Genomic DNA, 15202 nt, shown 5'->3' on the forward strand with positions numbered 1-15202 from the left:
AGTACGTCTGTAGCGCAATGCAATTCATTAAATCTGCCTGGAGGTGGCGCCATGCCGGAGAAGCCTTGTGAGCATTGTGGGCGTATACGCCGTGAAACGGTTCTGAATATTCGCCAGATCAGCGCGAGGACCGGACATTCGCCGGATCGGATCAGGCATCTACGGGTAGAAGGGCATCCGTTGTATTCGCAAGCGTGGAAGGCCGGTGATGCCCGGAATTCGCCATTGCTGCTCGAAGCCTCCGTGGTCGACGCCTGGCTCAAGCCGTACAAGGAACGGGGGTAATCACTATGAAAACCAGCACCTTTGCACAAACCACTACCTACTGGAGCCGCCGACGCGCCCTGGTTCTGCTGACCGCCAGCGCGGTGAGCGCCTCCGCCATCGCAGGGACCGGCGTCGCGGCAGCCAAGGCACCAACAATCACCTCGGCCGGGTGCCCGGCCGTCACCGGCGTGTTCGTCCCGGGCACCTGGGAAACGAACGCCCACGCCGACGACACCCGAGCGGTCGGATTGCTGGGGCCGGTAGCCACCGCATTGACCGAGCAGTTCGGGAAGCGCTTCGAGTTCCGGTTCCCGGCCTACGCGGCCGCAGCGTTCGACGGAATGGCCTACGGCGACAGCAAAGCCACCGGCATCGACGCCGCACGCACAACCATCAGCGACGTCGCCCAACGCTGCCCGGCGGCGAAATTTATCCTGGCCGGCTACAGCCAAGGCGCCGACGCCATCGGCGAAGTCGCGGCCTCGATCGGCTGCCACGCTGACCCTGTCGCGGCCGAGCGGATCCTGGCTGTCGGGCTGGTTGCCGATCCTCGCCATGGGACCGCCGGCGGGAAACTCGTCGGGCCGCCAGTCGAGGGTGAAGGCATCGCCGGACCGCGCCCCAGCGGGTTCTGCGGCCTGTCCGCAGTTACTGCCGAGATCTGCGCCCAGCAAGACAAATACTGCGCGACCTCGGCGGCATCGAATCCGATTCTGGCCACGCTGGGTCGGGTGCTGTCCCAGCCGACCGATAGAGGACAGACCAGCGACGCTCAGGGCGGCGACATCGACCTGACGAAATCGCTGGTTTCGGAACCGGATACGGCCGGGCTGGCCGGGCTGCCGTCGGCGATAGGGAAATTGGTCGGTCTGGCGTCACGCGGTCAGGGGGATCCTGAAGCCTTGTCGAAGTCGGCGACGGAGATCGCCGCCGTCCTCGGCTCCCTGGCGGGATCGGCTACGCGCTCGAACCTTCACGCCCCTCAGCAAACACCGCAAGCGAGAAACGCCCAGCAACTGCCGCCCGACCTGTTGACTGGGTTGTCGCAATCCGACCTGTCCGCGGCGACAGCCGCGCTGGCCGAACTCAGCGCGGGCGTTGGCACCGACCTTGCGGGCTCTGCCCAGCGCGTCACAGAGGCGACTGCGCCGCTGATGGATTCGCTGACCAAGGCCGCACCTGAGGTGTTGGGGCAGGCGAGTCGAGTGCTGGGCCTGGCCAAGCCCTCGGCCCTGCTCGGTCAGGTCACCACCGTGCTCACCCACGGGCTCGAGCTGGCCACGAACCTGCCTGCTGTCGCCGACACCCTCACCAAACTGGCCGCCGCGGTGGTCGACCTCAATATGGCTCTGCCGGAGAAGGTGTCGCTGCTACACCGGTTGTTCCGCGACCTCAACAACAGTTTCGCACCGCTGGTGGCGATGGCAGACGGAGTCGATCTCGGGCTGGTCTCAAAGTTCATCGCGCTGATCCCCGACGCCACTGGTACCGCGCAGATCGCCTCGGTGGTCGTGGGGTTGCTGGAAAATCTGGACTTGGTGGCTTTGGCCCGCCAAGCCGGGCGGCTCCAGGAAGACCTGTGGGCGATCGCGCAAACACTCACCACGACCGGCGATCCCGTCCAGATCACCGCCAAGGTCGCCGCACTGGCACCGACCATGCTCGGGTTCGCCACCCTCGCGCTGAATACCCTGACCGGACAGAAGACTGCGCCCTCGATGGCCGCTAGCACTGCACCGAGCCCGCAGATTCCCGCCGAGGCGGGCGACAGCCAAGCCATCGACGCGCTGGCGCAATTGACCACCGAAGGGCTTACCGCGGCGAACTTCCTGGCTTCGGGCGTGCACCAGGACTATCAGAACTACGTGATCGACGGGCAGCGCGATACTGTGCAGTGGCTGACCGACTGGTTCGCCGCGCGGATCCGGCACGTCACCGGAGGCGTCTGATGGGCGCGCCACTGATCGCGGTCCTGCTGACCGGAGTGGTGGTAGCCGCCGGGATCGTGTTCCTCGGCTCGGACAACACCACCGCGACAGAACCTGGTTGCCTGCCCAACATCCCCCGCACCGCACGACGCGACGCACCGGCCGAGGTGGCCATGCGCAGCCCGATCGCGCCGAGCTCGCTGCCCGGCTACACCGACAGCCAGATTGACATCGCCCGCACCGCGATCGAGGTCGGCCGCCAGCGCGGGGTGCCCGAGCTCGGCGTCACCGCCGCACTCCTGGCCGCCGCGGCGGAAAGCAACTTCCTGAACTACGCCAATTCCACTGTGCCCGAATCACTTCGCTACGCGCACGACGCCGTGGGCTCGGACTACGATTCGGTCGGGCCCTGGCAACTTCGCGCCTCGATCTGGGGATCGGTCGGGATGGCGCAGCTGATGAACCCGCGCTATCAGGCCGGCTGGTTCTATGACCAGCTGAACAAAATTACTGGCTGGCAGCAGATGCCGGCGGCCGAGATCGCCCAAGCCGTAGAACGATCCGCAGTCCCTGGTGCTTACAGCCGTCACGCCGAGCGTGTCACCCAACTGCTGGCAGCGCTCGGGCCCGCCACCGGTGCCGTGGCGGTGGGCTGTGACACCGCCACGGTGGTAACCGACGGGTTCGGCCAGCGAGTCCTCGACGCGGCACATCGATGGAAAGGCTGGCCGTATGTGTGGGGCGGAGGCAACGAAGCCGGCCCCACCTCAGGTGGATTCGACTGCTCCGGCTTGACCCTGTACGCGATCCATGCCGCCTCGAACGGGCGGATCACGCTGCCTCACTACACCCAGGACCAACTGAATCACCCTGAGGCGGTGGAGGTTCCGATTGGGCAACAACGACCGGGGGACTTGATCTTCTTCACCGCGCCCGGTCAAGGCGACTCCCATCATGTCGCGATCTATGCCGGAACTATCGATGGCGTCGAAAGCGTCTTCCACGCAGCGACATTCGGCGTCCCGGTCGACTATGCCCCGCTGGCGCAATGGACCGGAGAACGCTGGGACATCCGACGCTACGGGACAGCGGGTGACAGACAACCGGTAGTCGCTGCTGCGGCGACCCAGCGTGCGCCAACGCCGGCCCGATAGTCGAGGCGACGAGAGCGCGACTCATTCAACCGATTTCGAGGAGGCCGAGCAATGGACGAAGCGAATGTCAGGAATGCGGATGCCGGCGGTGTCGAGGACGAGGAGTACCACGCCGAACGGCCGGTCAACCTCCGTCGCCAACGTCTGCGACCTCAACTCGACACCGTATTGTCCGCGGCTGAGCCTGAACTCGAGCAGGCCATCGATGACTCGGCGATATCCGACCCGTACGGCGTCGGCGACCACGTAGCACCGGTGGTGTCGGAGCAGGAACTCGCCTCTGCTCGTGAGGTGCGCTTGGCGATGCTGCTCGAACCCGCGCCCGGGGTGGAGAACGACCCGGCCCGTTGGGGGTGGCGCGGCACCCTCAACACCCTCGGATTGCGACTCAAACCACCGCTGGCAGGTCCAGAAGTGGCATATCGGCTTGCGGTGCAACGGATTCGCCAGCCCCTGCCTGGCACGTCGGTGATCGCGGTGGCCAACCCGAAAGGCGGGTCGGGGGTGACACCGGCGACGATCGTGCTCTCCGGGCTGTTCGGCCAATTTCGGGGCGGGCAGGTTGTGGCCTGGGATGCCAACGAAGCCTGCGGCACCCTCGCCACTCGCGCGGCGGTCACCGAAGGACCGGAAACGGTATGGGATGTGCTGGCGCACGCCAGGGAACTCTGTTCCCCGAACCGCGATGCCTCCTCGCTCGGCAGAATGCTGCAACGCCAGCCGACTCTGGATGAGGTCCTGGCCTCCGACCAAGCCCCGGCCAGCACCGCGACCCTCGGGCGCGCGGAATGCGCCGCGATCATGGCCGTGCTGCGTCGACACCGGTCCATGATCCTCATCGACACCGGCAACAACGAACGCGCACCCGCCTTCGACTGGGCCATGGAACACGCCACCCAACTGGTGATACCAGTGACCGGTCGCCGCGACAGCGTCGTCGCCGCACTACGTCTGCTCGACGGCCTCGCTCAATCCGGGCGAACAGCGTTGGCGGCCCGCGCGGTCCTGATCTACGCCGACGAACCCGGCATCGCCCACGGGAGCCAAGCGCTGGCGGCGCTGGATCGGGCGGGCGTGCAGCGAGTCATGCGGGTGCCCTACGAGCCCATACTGGCCGACGGCGACCGGATCATGCTCTCGCGCCTGGGCCGCGCCGGGTTGCAGGCATGGGCTGATGTCGCGGCCGCCGTCGCCGACGGGCTCGCCGAAGCACTCGGCACGCAATTGGCACCGATGGAAACCGAATTCGTGCCCGACTCCCGCCTTGCGCTCGGCCAGCGCCACGCCTTCTCTCATCGTCAGCGCCTGGCTTACGCGATGCACGAACCCGTCGAACACCACGACAGCCGCAGGCCAATGCGCGGCTGGGAAAGCGGTGGCGCCTACACCGCGGACTGGTAAACGGCGTGGACGCACACAGTCACACGAGGAATTGCCAGAAGCTTCCCACGACCGATCGCGGGTCCAAACAGATCAGAGGTGCAGCGATGAGCAAACTGATTGCGCTCGAACACATCACCAGGCCGTTGCGCAGCGTCATCGTCATTGGCCTAGCCGCCCTGGGATTAGCGCTGGCGGCGATACCTAGTGCTTCCGCGCAAGACATCCAGAATCCTCTCGACGGGGTGAGCCCGGACTTCGGGTTGTTCTCCGGAACCCTCGACACCACCTGGAAGCGCATCGTGGCCTTCCTGTGGGCGCTGGTCATCATCGGCGCGGCGGTGCGTGTCATCGTCGGCGCGTTCAAGGTCAAACGAGCCAAATCCCGCGGCTACGCGAACGATCTGTCCGAGGGCTCCGAAGAACTACAAGACGCCCTGATCTCGGTGGGGTTGGTGGCCGCGGCATCCCCGTTGGTCGCCACGATCCTGTTCGTCGTCGGCGGATAGCCGCCACCAGGCCATACGACTCTCGCCAGCCTGGCTTTGAAACGCATATCCCGCCCAGCGCGGGTAAGGAGGCACCTGGTCATGAATTGGAACACAAAGGGATTCGGTGATCTGACCCCCGACAACACCGGTCGTTCTCCGGATGGAACACCGACCGGTCGCGGTTCCAAGATCTCGCGCCGAATCCTGATCGCGGGGGTCGTGATGGTCTCGTTGGCGGTGACCGGTCTGTTGATCCTCAACCAGTGCGACCAGGACAGTCCTGCCAGTTCCGGGACGAGCCAGTCGTTGCGCGTGCCCCACGGTCCCACCGCTGTGCGTGACGGTGTCCCGGTCGGCTACAGCCGCGACCGGGAAGGGGCGGCAACAGCGGCCGTGAACACTGTGCAGGCGTTGACGCAGGCACGGCAAGGACGCGTCGCTATGGGCGCGGTCGAATCAGCGCTGATAGCACGCGATCCCGCTCCACGCCTGCGGAAGTGGATCGAGAGCGGCCGAGATCGGAGTGAGGATCCGACCGTGCTCAACGTCGTGCCGGCCGCTGTCACGGTGAGCGGCTACAGCGAGTCTGCTGCTCGCGTGGCTGTGTGGGTGATGGTGGTCTCGCGCTCTCAGATCAATGCGCAAACGCCGATGTCGGTCAACACTGCGTGGGCGACCGACACCGTCGATCTGGTGTGGGAGGACGGCGACTGGAAGGCCAAGGAAGTCGCCTCCAAGACGGGACCCGATCCTGCCGAGTTGACCAACATCACGAAGGACTCGCCCCTCGGTCAGCCGCTCGAAGCCGGCCACTACTCGGTCTATATCAACTGAAAGGGGAGGGCAGCATGAGAATTAGAGAACCGATAGTCCGACTATCCATGGCGGCGCTGTGCGCTGTGTGGCTGGTCGCAACGCTGGGTGCTGGGTTCGCCTCGGCGCAGCCAGCGCAGCCGGTTCCCTCTGGCGCGTTGCCCCAGGGCTTCCCGTCCGACCTGCGCCGATTCGTCGACGGCACGGAGGAATTCCGTTCAGGGCGATGGTTCACCGGGGCGTGCGCGGACCGCGGTGGTGACGTCGGCGCCTACATCAACGAGGTCATGGCAGTCGAAGATCGCCTCATATACTGGGCCGCCACCCCGGAAAAGCGCGAGGAGCTGGTTGGCGGCGAGATTGAGCCTGGGTCCGAGCCGCCGGCACAATCGCTACCGCGGGTGTTCCCAGCAGGTGATACCGCGTTCGCGTTGCCGAGCGCGTGTGCGGACGACCTGAAGCAGTGGACTCAGCCCGCAGAGAACGCTTGGGGTTTCACTTGGGCGGCAACCCCTGATCAGACCTCGCTGCAAGCGATGCGCCGATCTGTCGGGGTTGAGGATTTCGCGTCCGTCCCTTTCGCGGCGTGGACCGACCCATGTGCTGAGCACGGGATGTACTGCAACCACGCCTTCTTCGTCGAATGCAACCGAGCTGACCTTCCGCCCGACGACCAGCAGCGGTGCCTGGACTGGAACCGCGCGGTGGGTCGGCTCTTCGTCGGCACGGCGAAGTGGATCGACCTCAACACCACCTTGGGTGACCGGTTGCGCGAATCGGTATTCGGTGACGTTGTAGCCGCCGGAGCCGCTGTGGTGGAGGCGTTTGCGTGGTTGTGGGATGTCGCGGTGGCGACCGTGCGATTCATCGATGACCCGCAAAGCGTGATCGATGATTGGGCCAACTCGTCAAAGGACAGCGCGGTGGACCTGACGGTGCGTGTGCTGGACGGGTTGTCGGCGACCGGTCGCTTCGACCCTGGCGCGGGCTGGTTTCAACGCTGGTACGCCCTGAGCGCCGGCATCGGGGTCATGGTGATGGGTTTGATGACGTTGCTGGCGCTGTGGCGGGCCGCGGCGAAAGGGCAAACGGTCAAAACCATCGCGGGTGACCTGTTCGCCTATCTGCCGGTGGGCCTGGTGCTGATGTTGTTCGCGCCGATGCTCGCGACCTGGCTCCTGGATGCCGCCAACGCGGCCACCGACGCCATCGTGGCTGCTTCAGGCCCCGAGCAGGGGGTCATGGTCAACAACCTTCAAGAGTTCACCAGCGACCTGACCGACAAGACCCTCGCGGGAGGTGTCTTGGTCGGGCTGCTGCTGTTCCTGCTGTTGATCGTGGCCGTGCTGTCGGTATTCTTCGGCCTGCTCGTGCACCAGGTCGCACTGCCGTGCCTGGCGATCGCGGCCGGCATCGGGTTCGGAATGTGGGTGCATCCGCAGTGGCGCCGCAAAGCGCTGCGTCCGGTGTTGGTGTTCCTGGCTGTCGTGATCTCGAAACCGCTGCTGTTTCTGCTGCTGGCAACCTTGAGCGGGTTGATGAACGCGGCACTGACCAACACCGCCGGACAGGAACAGCTCTCGACGTTGAGCCAATTGTGTTTGGTCATCGTGGCTTTCCTCGTCGTGGGGTTGGCACCGTGGTCACTGCTGAAGTACGCGCCGCTGCTGCCCTCGCGTGCGGACGCGGCGGGATTCGGACAGTCGGGGTCGCTGATGGCCGGTGCGGTCAGCGGAGCCGGGAGTGCGATGGCGTGGCGAGGCAGCAGCGGCCGCGGACTGGGCCATGCAGGCGCCACCGCCGGCCGATCCAGTGGTAGCGACGGTGGCGGTGAGAGCCGCACCAGCACAAGCGATCCCGGATGGCGGACCGCCGGAAGCGGCGACGGTCGCTCAGCGACCGAGAGCCAGCTGGGCAACCGGTTGGCCGCGAATACCAACACCACTACAAGTACGAATACCGCAGCCGCCGGGCGCAACGGCAGAGCTGAAGGCGGCAATCGCGGCGCCCGCACGCTGAAAACTATTGCCCAGGGCGGGAAGGCAGCTGTCGGCACCACCGCGAAAGCGGCGTTGGCGGGCGGCATGATCGCAGCGCCGATCGCCGCGCAAGCTGCGGGCGGTGCGTTGAACAAAGCCCGATCGGTCGCCGAATCCGCGCCTGGCGAAGCCGAGACCGAGCCGGAGGCGAAATGAGCAGCGAAGCACGAACCTTCATCCTCGGCGGCGAAATTGCCCGACGCTCCTGGCTCGGCGTCTCACGCCCAGTGCTGATCAGCTGGGCAATCACCCTGGCCGCCGCCGTCGTGCTCTATCTGCTGACCGGCGGCGCGAGCGGGTCGCTGGCGGTCGCCGCCGTAGTCCTGGCCGTGGTGTTTGCGGCCACGATGGAATGGCGCGACAAACCCTCCTGGGCTGCCCTCCGACTGCACGGCGCCCGCAACTGGTTACGGCGTCGTCGCGGCGAACACCTCTACCGCCACCATGACGATCCCAGCTTCGGTCACCCGCAACAGGATCCGGGATGGGAATTCCCGCCGCCGCTTGGCAACACCGCGCCGTTGCCGGTGGCCGGCACGGGTTTGGACGAGATGTTCATCCTGCGTACTGCCAATCCTGGTGAGCGCACGACCTATTGCACGATCCTCGCCGTCGAAGGCGTCGCCGACGGCCTGCGTGGTGACGCCGCCTACGCCGCGTCCTCGACGGCGTTCGGCATGTTCCTGGCACAGATGGCGCGCACCAGCTCCCATGTCCGCGGGCTACAGCTGCTGCACCGCAGCGTGCCCCACGATATGACCCAGCACACCCGCTGGGCCGAGGCCCGCGTCGCCGAACTCACCGACCTACGCCTTAGGCCCGCGGTCGAGAGCTACGGCGCGCTGATCGACCTCGCGGCCCCGCGCGCCGAGGAACACCGATCGGTAATCGTGCTCCGGATCCCGCAAACCGACGCGTTCATGGCAGAAACCGCCCGCATCGCCCGCACCAAACACGCCACCACCACCGCGGCCATCGCCCAGGTGGTTCGCGATGAAACCGAACGCGCCACAAGGCTTCTCGCCCTGGCCGGCATGGGGAGGGTGGATGTACTGGGGGAGCGGCGAGCATGTGCACTGATCCGCGCGTTCATCAACCCCAGCTTCAAAATCGACCGCCACCGCGACGCCGCCTGGTCCTCATGCTGGCCCACCTACATCGGCGGACGCGACAGCGTCGCCATCGGCATTGACGGAGAATGGCGCACCCGCGTCGGCTCCTTGCCGCCCCGCTCCATCGAACCCGTCCCGCTCGGCCCGCTGTGGCTGGCGCCGCTGCTGACCGGTGTCGAAGCCGACCCGGGCGATGATGAGACGGCGCCGATGCCGACCATTCGCACCGTGGCCGTGCGGATTGATTTCGTGCCCGCCCACCAGGCTCGCGCCGCCGCGCGTGGCGACTTCACCGCCGACCAAGCACGCCGCACGAAAGAGGCCCGCAAAGGCAAGCTCGACGACGGCTCCACCGAAGTCCTCGCTAGCGCCTCGGACCGGCGCCGCAACGACCTCGTGCCCGGCTCGGGACACCATGGCGCGATCTACTCCGCCGCGGTCGCGGTCACCGGCCGCGACCCCGACGACGTCGAACGCGCCTGCTTGCGCGTCACCGAAGCCGCCCAGGAATCCGCTATCGCCGAAATCGACTGGTTCACCGGCGATCACGACACCGCCCTGTTCCTCACCCTGCCCCTCGGCCGTGGCTTGGCCGCCACCCGATACAGCCGCTAGGAGGTGTCGACGATGCCGAAACGACTACACAACAGAATGATGCGTGCACGCCGTGCCGAGAAGCACTCAGCACACTCGGACCCGACCGCGCCGGCCGCGTCATCGGGGACGCTCGCCAGCACTGGCACTCTGATGACGGGTCGTCGTCGGCCGCCGCGGCGGCACCGGTCCCTCGACCGCTACGGCTGGTACGAGCCACGCCCGGAAGGAGCCTGGACCACCACCCGTCAGGCCGAAGCCTGGAACGTCGCCACCAGCCGCCGCCGCTCCCGCCACGACGGGGTGCTGGCTGGGCTGAACACCATCTCTCAAGAGCTCGAGATCGTCGACGCCTTCGCTGCATACGGCAACGAAACCAGCGGCATCAACGTCGTCGTCATCGGCGACATCGGCAACGGCAAGAGTTCCTGGATCAAGACTGTGTGCGTGCTGCGCCAGCTGGTCGCCAACCGCCAGGTCGTCATCCTGGACAAGAAGCCGCAGGCCGGTGTAGGGGAGTACACGCCACTCGCTGCGGCATTGGGTGCGGAAAGCATCCGGTTCCGTGTCGGCGGCAGCGGCGCCTGCCTGAACCTGCTCGACCCCGCCATCAGCGCCCACGGCGACCACACCGGCGGCATCGACGGTGTCGTCCCGGCCGGGCAGGAAGCACTTGTGGTCGCCGTGCTCACCGACGCCATGGGCCGAGAACTCGACGAACGCGAGAAGGCCGCCGTAGGTGCGGGCCTGTTCGCGGTGACCGCCGACGCCCACACCACCGGCCGTGACCCGGTCATCCGTGATCTCGCGATGCGACTGCTCGATCCGGATGCCGGCGACGGGGCCGGGTTCGGGCCGCGCTGGTCCGAGCGTGCGCTGGAGTGGGGTGTTGAGCCCGGTTTGGCGTTGCTGCGCTTAGCCGACCGGGACTTGTGCGGGCTCGTCGATGCACCCACCAGCCCCGCGGTCCGTGCGGCCCTCGACAACCATCCGCTCGTGCACTTCGACCTCAGCGCGCTGCCGACCGAGGGGCCGGCGCTGCGGGTGGTGATGACCACGGCCAACACCTGGCTGGCCAACAAACTCGCCGCCCGCTCCTCCCGCTACCAGCAGACCATCTTGGTGGTGGAGGAAGGCTGGCACATCGCAGCCGGCTCCACCGGCGAAGTGTTTCGCGGCAACGCCAAACTCTCACGCGGACTTGGCCTTTCGACGGTCGCGGCGTTTCACCACCCGGCCGACCAGCCGCCGGATTCCCCGGCACAAGCGTTGATGAGCGAAGCCAGCATCGTGGTCCTGTTCGGCCAAGCCCGCTTCGACGACGCCGCCGAAACCGTGCGCCTCTACCGACTACCTCCGGGCACCGAAGACACCCTGATGCGCCTGGGCCGAGGCCAAGCCTTGGTCAAGATCGGCAGCCGAGACCCGTTCCTGATCAACCACATCCGCTCACCTCAGGAAGTACTGCTCACCGACACTGACGCCGCCATCACCGGCCGACACCACACCGACACCACGCCCCCACTGCGCGCCGCCGATCTCATCGACGCACCCCGAACCGAGGACTTCACGACGGGAACCAACGCGGCAGGGGAGCCGTCGTGACCGGGCGCCGTCGACTTCCCAATCCGGTCCGCAGCGAACCTGTGCTCCCCGCGGGGATCACCCTCGCGGGATACGTGGCCACCACCCTCGCGGTCGGGCTCTGTCTCGGCGGCGGGCTCTCCGGGTTTCTCGCCGGGAACGGGTTCGCGGTTCTCGCGCCCTCGGACTTGACGGCCACGGTAGCGAAGTTGGTCGCGGATCCCGGTTCGCCGGCTGTGGCGTGGCCGGGCGAGCCTCGTCCCGGGCCCGCGTGGTTGACCTGGTTGTGCGTCGGTGTGGTCGCGATTGTGTGGTGCTCGACTGCGCTCATCGTCGTCGACCTCATCGACAGCCGATGGCGTAAACGTCACCGCCCCGGCATGGCCACCACAGCGGACCTGCGCCGCGTCGGACTGGACCGTCGCCGCGCCCGCGTCAAAGCCCGCCACGAGTACCCGGAACTCGGCCGACAGAGCAGATGGTGGCGGCGATGACCGCCCGCTGGCTCCGACGCGGAGTCCGCACCGGCGCGACGATGGAAGCCATCGACGTCGGCGCCCTGGTCGATCACCCCGCCAGCCACGTCTACCTCCAGCACCGCGACGGGGTGATCGTCCACGGCCCCACCGGCGCCGGCAAAACCTGGCGCGTGGCCTACCAACGCGTCTGTGATGCACCAGGATTCGCGCTCGTCACTAGCACCAAAGCCGACCTTGTCGCCGCCACCCTCACCCAGCGCGCCGCCCGCGGGCGAGTCGCGATCTTCGACCCTGAGGGGCTAACTGGCTGGCCTGCGTGCCTGCGCTGGTCACTGCTTTCGGGCTGCACCGACCCGGACACCGCGATCCGCCGTGCGGATGCCGCCGCTCGCGCGATGCCGCTGGAAGGCACCCGCAACGGAGCGTACTTCGAGCAGAAGGCATCCACGATGCTGCGCTGCTGTCTGCACGCCGCCGCTCTGGGCGGGCACGGCATCCGGGAGGTGCGGGTGTGGATCTCCTCTCGCAGCAATCGCACCCCCGTCGACATCCTCGCCGCACACCTGCCGGACTGGGCCAGCGAACTCGACCAAATCTTGTCCTCGGCCAGCGAATCCACCGATGACGTCTTGGCCGCCGCAGCCCGACTCCTCGAACCCCTGGCCTCCCCGAAACTCCTCGAAGCCGTTGACATCGATCCCGGCCTATCCTTCGACATCCAGGAGTTCGTGCTCTCCGGTGCGAACACCCTGTACCTGGTCTCACGCGGCAGCAGCCGCTCGATGGCCCCGTTCGTCGCCGCGCTCGCCGCCGAAGTCCACTACATCGCCGACCGCGCCTCCCAGCGCCAGCCCGGGAAACGTTTGGACCCGCCGGTGCGGCTGGTGCTCGACGAGGTCAACAATGTGGCCCCGATCCCAGATCTGCCTCAGATCATGACCGACTCCGGCGGTAAAGGCATTACCGTGTGGGCTTTCGCCCACAATCAGGATCAGAACGAATTGCGTTGGGGCACAGAAGGTGGACGTGTCCTCGCGCAATCGGCGCCGGCGATGTTGATCCTGCCTGGCCTGCGCGGCACCGATGAACTCGCCGGCCTCTCCCGCCTGATCGGCGAACGCCGCAGCTGGGAAGCGAGCCTGCACCAAGGCGGACGCAGCTACCAACTCCACGACGACACGGTGCTACGCCCCGACGAAATCCGCGAGCTCCCCACCGAGCAGGCACTGCTGCTCTACCGCAACGCCCCCGCCGCTTTGCTGCGACTACCCAGCGTCTGGGAAGTCCCGCACTGGCGCCAGCAAGTCCAGGCGTCGACGGCGCAGTTCGACCAGATCGTCAACACCGAAACAGTGCCGAAAGCGCTCCTCCCGCAACATGATTACGGAGAGACGTCATGAACGTCCGGAAACAGCGCTGGTCGGGCCTGCACCCGGGCCCGTATGTGTGGCGCGAGCTGGACCGGCCGGGAGCGGCGCGGCTGTGGCGAGAACTTACCGAGTGGGTGGATTGGCTGCGCGAGACCTATCAACTCGGCTCCCGCGTCCCCGGCTGCTGGTACCGGCACACGAGCGTGCGCGAAGAACTCACCGCGCTCATGGCCGCCCACTACGCCGCCTACTACTGCGACTGCGACAACCCCGAACTGCCCACCGAGGAACCCATCGCCTGGCACACCCAATGGCTGTGGCCCACCGTAGAACGCCTGGTCCGCAACTCCGACTTCTCCGGCTGCCGACCCGGACTCTGCCGCTTCACCGCACAACCCCAACCCACCCTCGACGGTCTCGACGACTACATCCACGCTGACCTCGACGAACGCGACAACCACGACCTCGACACTGCATAGCCCGTGACCGACCGCCACCAGCAAGGAGTCAAAACCCAGGAGGACCACATGAACGATCAAAACCAAACCCACTGCCGCACAACCGAATCTGAGATGCGCCGCGACTACGATACCGTCTACGCACTGCGTCAAGCCAGCCTGAACGCAGTGACCGCAGTCGAATACGACGAGCTGCGCGATGACGCCGAGCACCGTGAACGCCGCTGGTTGGCCCGCACCGACCGATGGGCAGCCGAGTGGCAATTCCTGGACAATGCTGTGCAAGGGTGGGCTGAGAATCCCGCCGCGATGCGCTGCACGCGCTACGAACTGCTCCGCAACGTCGTATTCGGGCGAACCCCCCTCGAGCAGGTCAAAACCCGAGTCGCGAGCCTGCTGCAAGCCGACCGCCTCACTGGCCGCGGCCGACGCTCCCTGCGCAGCACGCGGCGAACCTGCGGGCCGCTGGCCTATTTCGCCTTCTACCGAGAACTGTTCTGCCACGACGACGATTCCTTTACCGTGCACACCAGCTGGTGGCATGCCCGCCAATGGCTGGGTCAGCAGGCACAAACCCAGTCCAGCGACCGATACGTCGCAGCAGAAATCGTCGCTGTCGACTGCCTCAGCGGCAAGCGCTACCCGCTGATCGAGGCCAACGCAACAACCAACGCCGAACTGGCCGCGGAAATGACGTACTTGAACCGGCTCCTGAGCGACTTCCTCGCCGCGGAGGGCCCCATGCACGCCGAGGTGCGCTACGACGAACTCGCCGGCGCCTACCTCGAAGCGTTCATCGCCGCCAACCACCACGACGCGGGTCTGCACCGGATCGAACATCGTCTGCACGCCGACGACCTGCGTGACCAGGCCCTCGATCTCGCAGCCCGCCTCGGTGTTCCCGCCGCTGACCATCTGAGCGTGCTCGACCACGACACCGCTGAACGCGCTCGAACCACACCCGCACCGCCGACAGGATGGCTCGACGCCTGCACCCACAGGTTCCGCACAGACAGACAGCGTCCGGGGAGCGCGGGATTCTTCATCCGGTACCGCCTATCGACCGGGGCCCCCACGGCCATCCAGCTCGGATGGGACCCAACCAAGCCACAGCGCCCATGGCAGGGACAGGAGGTCCGGCTCGGGCGCGATGGCGCACCGAACGGCCGCCATCGTGCGATCGGTGAGTTCTCCAGTCTGGGCGAGCTGCTACAAAACGTCGAGAACTGGTGCCAACCAACCTATCCCGGCCAATCATCGGCTGTGCGCCTATACGCGGCGCGCCGGCTGAAGGAATGGAGCGACCACCTGGCTGAACTCGAACGCGCAACCACAACCAGCGCGGCGATTCGCGACGCCCTGCAGACCGGTAAACCCTACGAACTGATCCCGAGCCACTGGAGCACCGCCAACCAGCCCGAAGCCGACCCGACTCACCCGGTCGGTGGACCCGACGCAGCCGACTGAGCGGAAATCACACCCTCGTCGCGTCCTCGAGCTTCTGCCTTGTTGCTCGATTCCACTTCAGCACAA

Annotated in this window: 12 protein-coding genes; all 12 read left to right on the top strand. The window is 66.7% G+C overall.

Going from position 1 to position 15202, the window contains the following annotated elements:
* Positions 1 to 290: 290 nt before the first annotated feature.
* Entirely contained in the window at positions 291 to 2216 is a 1926-nt protein-coding gene (locus AB0H76_RS09735) for a cutinase family protein (RefSeq protein ID WP_357319869.1), read from the top strand.
* Positions 2216 to 3349 carry an NlpC/P60 family protein gene (locus AB0H76_RS09740; protein WP_357319871.1) on the top strand — a complete coding sequence of 378 codons (1134 nt, stop codon included), beginning with the start codon at positions 2216 to 2218 and terminating at the stop codon, positions 3347 to 3349. Before AB0H76_RS09735 ends, AB0H76_RS09740 begins: the two co-directional genes overlap by 1 nt.
* A gap of 51 nt (positions 3350 to 3400) precedes the next feature.
* Complete coding sequence (locus tag AB0H76_RS09745) at positions 3401 to 4750, top strand: hypothetical protein (RefSeq protein ID WP_357319874.1); 1350 nt, start codon at positions 3401 to 3403, stop codon at positions 4748 to 4750.
* 86 nt (positions 4751 to 4836) lie between these two features.
* Positions 4837 to 5238, top strand: coding sequence for a hypothetical protein (locus tag AB0H76_RS09750; protein ID WP_357319877.1), 402 nt, complete (start codon positions 4837 to 4839; stop codon positions 5236 to 5238).
* An 81-nt stretch (positions 5239 to 5319) separates the two neighbouring features.
* Positions 5320 to 6054: a hypothetical protein gene (locus tag AB0H76_RS09755; protein WP_357319880.1), complete on the top strand. Its 735-nt coding sequence runs from the start codon at positions 5320 to 5322 to the stop codon at positions 6052 to 6054.
* A gap of 47 nt (positions 6055 to 6101) precedes the next feature.
* Positions 6102 to 8228 (top strand): hypothetical protein, encoded by a 2127-nt coding sequence (locus tag AB0H76_RS09760; protein WP_357319883.1) that lies wholly within the window; start codon positions 6102 to 6104, stop codon positions 8226 to 8228.
* Positions 8225 to 9799, top strand: a complete 1575-nt coding sequence (locus AB0H76_RS09765) for a hypothetical protein (protein ID WP_357319886.1) — start codon at positions 8225 to 8227, stop codon at positions 9797 to 9799. Before AB0H76_RS09760 ends, AB0H76_RS09765 begins: the two co-directional genes overlap by 4 nt.
* A 12-nt stretch (positions 9800 to 9811) precedes the next feature.
* Positions 9812 to 11383 (top strand): ATP/GTP-binding protein, encoded by a 1572-nt coding sequence (locus tag AB0H76_RS09770; protein ID WP_357320559.1) that lies wholly within the window; start codon positions 9812 to 9814, stop codon positions 11381 to 11383.
* Positions 11380 to 11856: a hypothetical protein gene (locus AB0H76_RS09775; RefSeq protein WP_357319889.1), complete on the top strand. Its 477-nt coding sequence runs from the start codon at positions 11380 to 11382 to the stop codon at positions 11854 to 11856. Before AB0H76_RS09770 ends, AB0H76_RS09775 begins: the two co-directional genes overlap by 4 nt.
* Complete coding sequence (locus tag AB0H76_RS09780) at positions 11853 to 13241, top strand: TraM recognition domain-containing protein (protein ID WP_357319892.1); 1389 nt, start codon at positions 11853 to 11855, stop codon at positions 13239 to 13241. The genes AB0H76_RS09775 and AB0H76_RS09780 overlap by 4 nt, the downstream gene beginning before the upstream one ends.
* Positions 13238 to 13690, top strand: a complete 453-nt coding sequence (locus AB0H76_RS09785) for a hypothetical protein (RefSeq protein WP_357319894.1) — start codon at positions 13238 to 13240, stop codon at positions 13688 to 13690. The genes AB0H76_RS09780 and AB0H76_RS09785 overlap by 4 nt, the downstream gene beginning before the upstream one ends.
* Before the next feature lie 48 nt (positions 13691 to 13738).
* The gene (locus AB0H76_RS09790; protein WP_357319897.1) at positions 13739 to 15136 is read left to right on the top strand and encodes a hypothetical protein; all 1398 of its coding nucleotides are present in this window, start codon (positions 13739 to 13741) and stop codon (positions 15134 to 15136) included.
* The last annotated feature ends 66 nt before the right edge of the window (positions 15137 to 15202 follow it).

Source organism: Nocardia sp. NPDC050712, from assembly GCF_040654295.1.
GTDB lineage: Bacteria > Actinomycetota > Actinomycetes > Mycobacteriales > Mycobacteriaceae > Nocardia.

Excerpts from the sequence above, each read along its gene's own strand:
- AB0H76_RS09735 (WP_357319869.1), top strand. The coding sequence starts at position 291 with ATGAAAACCAGCACCTTTGCACAAACCACTACCTACTGGAGCCGCCGA.
- AB0H76_RS09790 (WP_357319897.1), top strand. The coding sequence starts at position 13,739 with ATGAACGATCAAAACCAAACCCACTGCCGCACAACCGAATCTGAGATG.
- AB0H76_RS09750 (WP_357319877.1), top strand. The coding sequence starts at position 4,837 with ATGAGCAAACTGATTGCGCTCGAACACATCACCAGGCCGTTGCGCAGC.
- AB0H76_RS09765 (WP_357319886.1), top strand. The coding sequence starts at position 8,225 with ATGAGCAGCGAAGCACGAACCTTCATCCTCGGCGGCGAAATTGCCCGA.
- AB0H76_RS09780 (WP_357319892.1), top strand. The coding sequence starts at position 11,853 with ATGACCGCCCGCTGGCTCCGACGCGGAGTCCGCACCGGCGCGACGATG.
- AB0H76_RS09760 (WP_357319883.1), top strand. The coding sequence starts at position 6,102 with ATGGCGGCGCTGTGCGCTGTGTGGCTGGTCGCAACGCTGGGTGCTGGG.
- AB0H76_RS09785 (WP_357319894.1), top strand. The coding sequence starts at position 13,238 with ATGAACGTCCGGAAACAGCGCTGGTCGGGCCTGCACCCGGGCCCGTAT.
- AB0H76_RS09745 (WP_357319874.1), top strand. The coding sequence starts at position 3,401 with ATGGACGAAGCGAATGTCAGGAATGCGGATGCCGGCGGTGTCGAGGAC.
- AB0H76_RS09740 (WP_357319871.1), top strand. The coding sequence starts at position 2,216 with ATGGGCGCGCCACTGATCGCGGTCCTGCTGACCGGAGTGGTGGTAGCC.
- AB0H76_RS09770 (WP_357320559.1), top strand. The coding sequence starts at position 9,812 with ATGCCGAAACGACTACACAACAGAATGATGCGTGCACGCCGTGCCGAG.
- AB0H76_RS09755 (WP_357319880.1), top strand. The coding sequence starts at position 5,320 with ATGAATTGGAACACAAAGGGATTCGGTGATCTGACCCCCGACAACACC.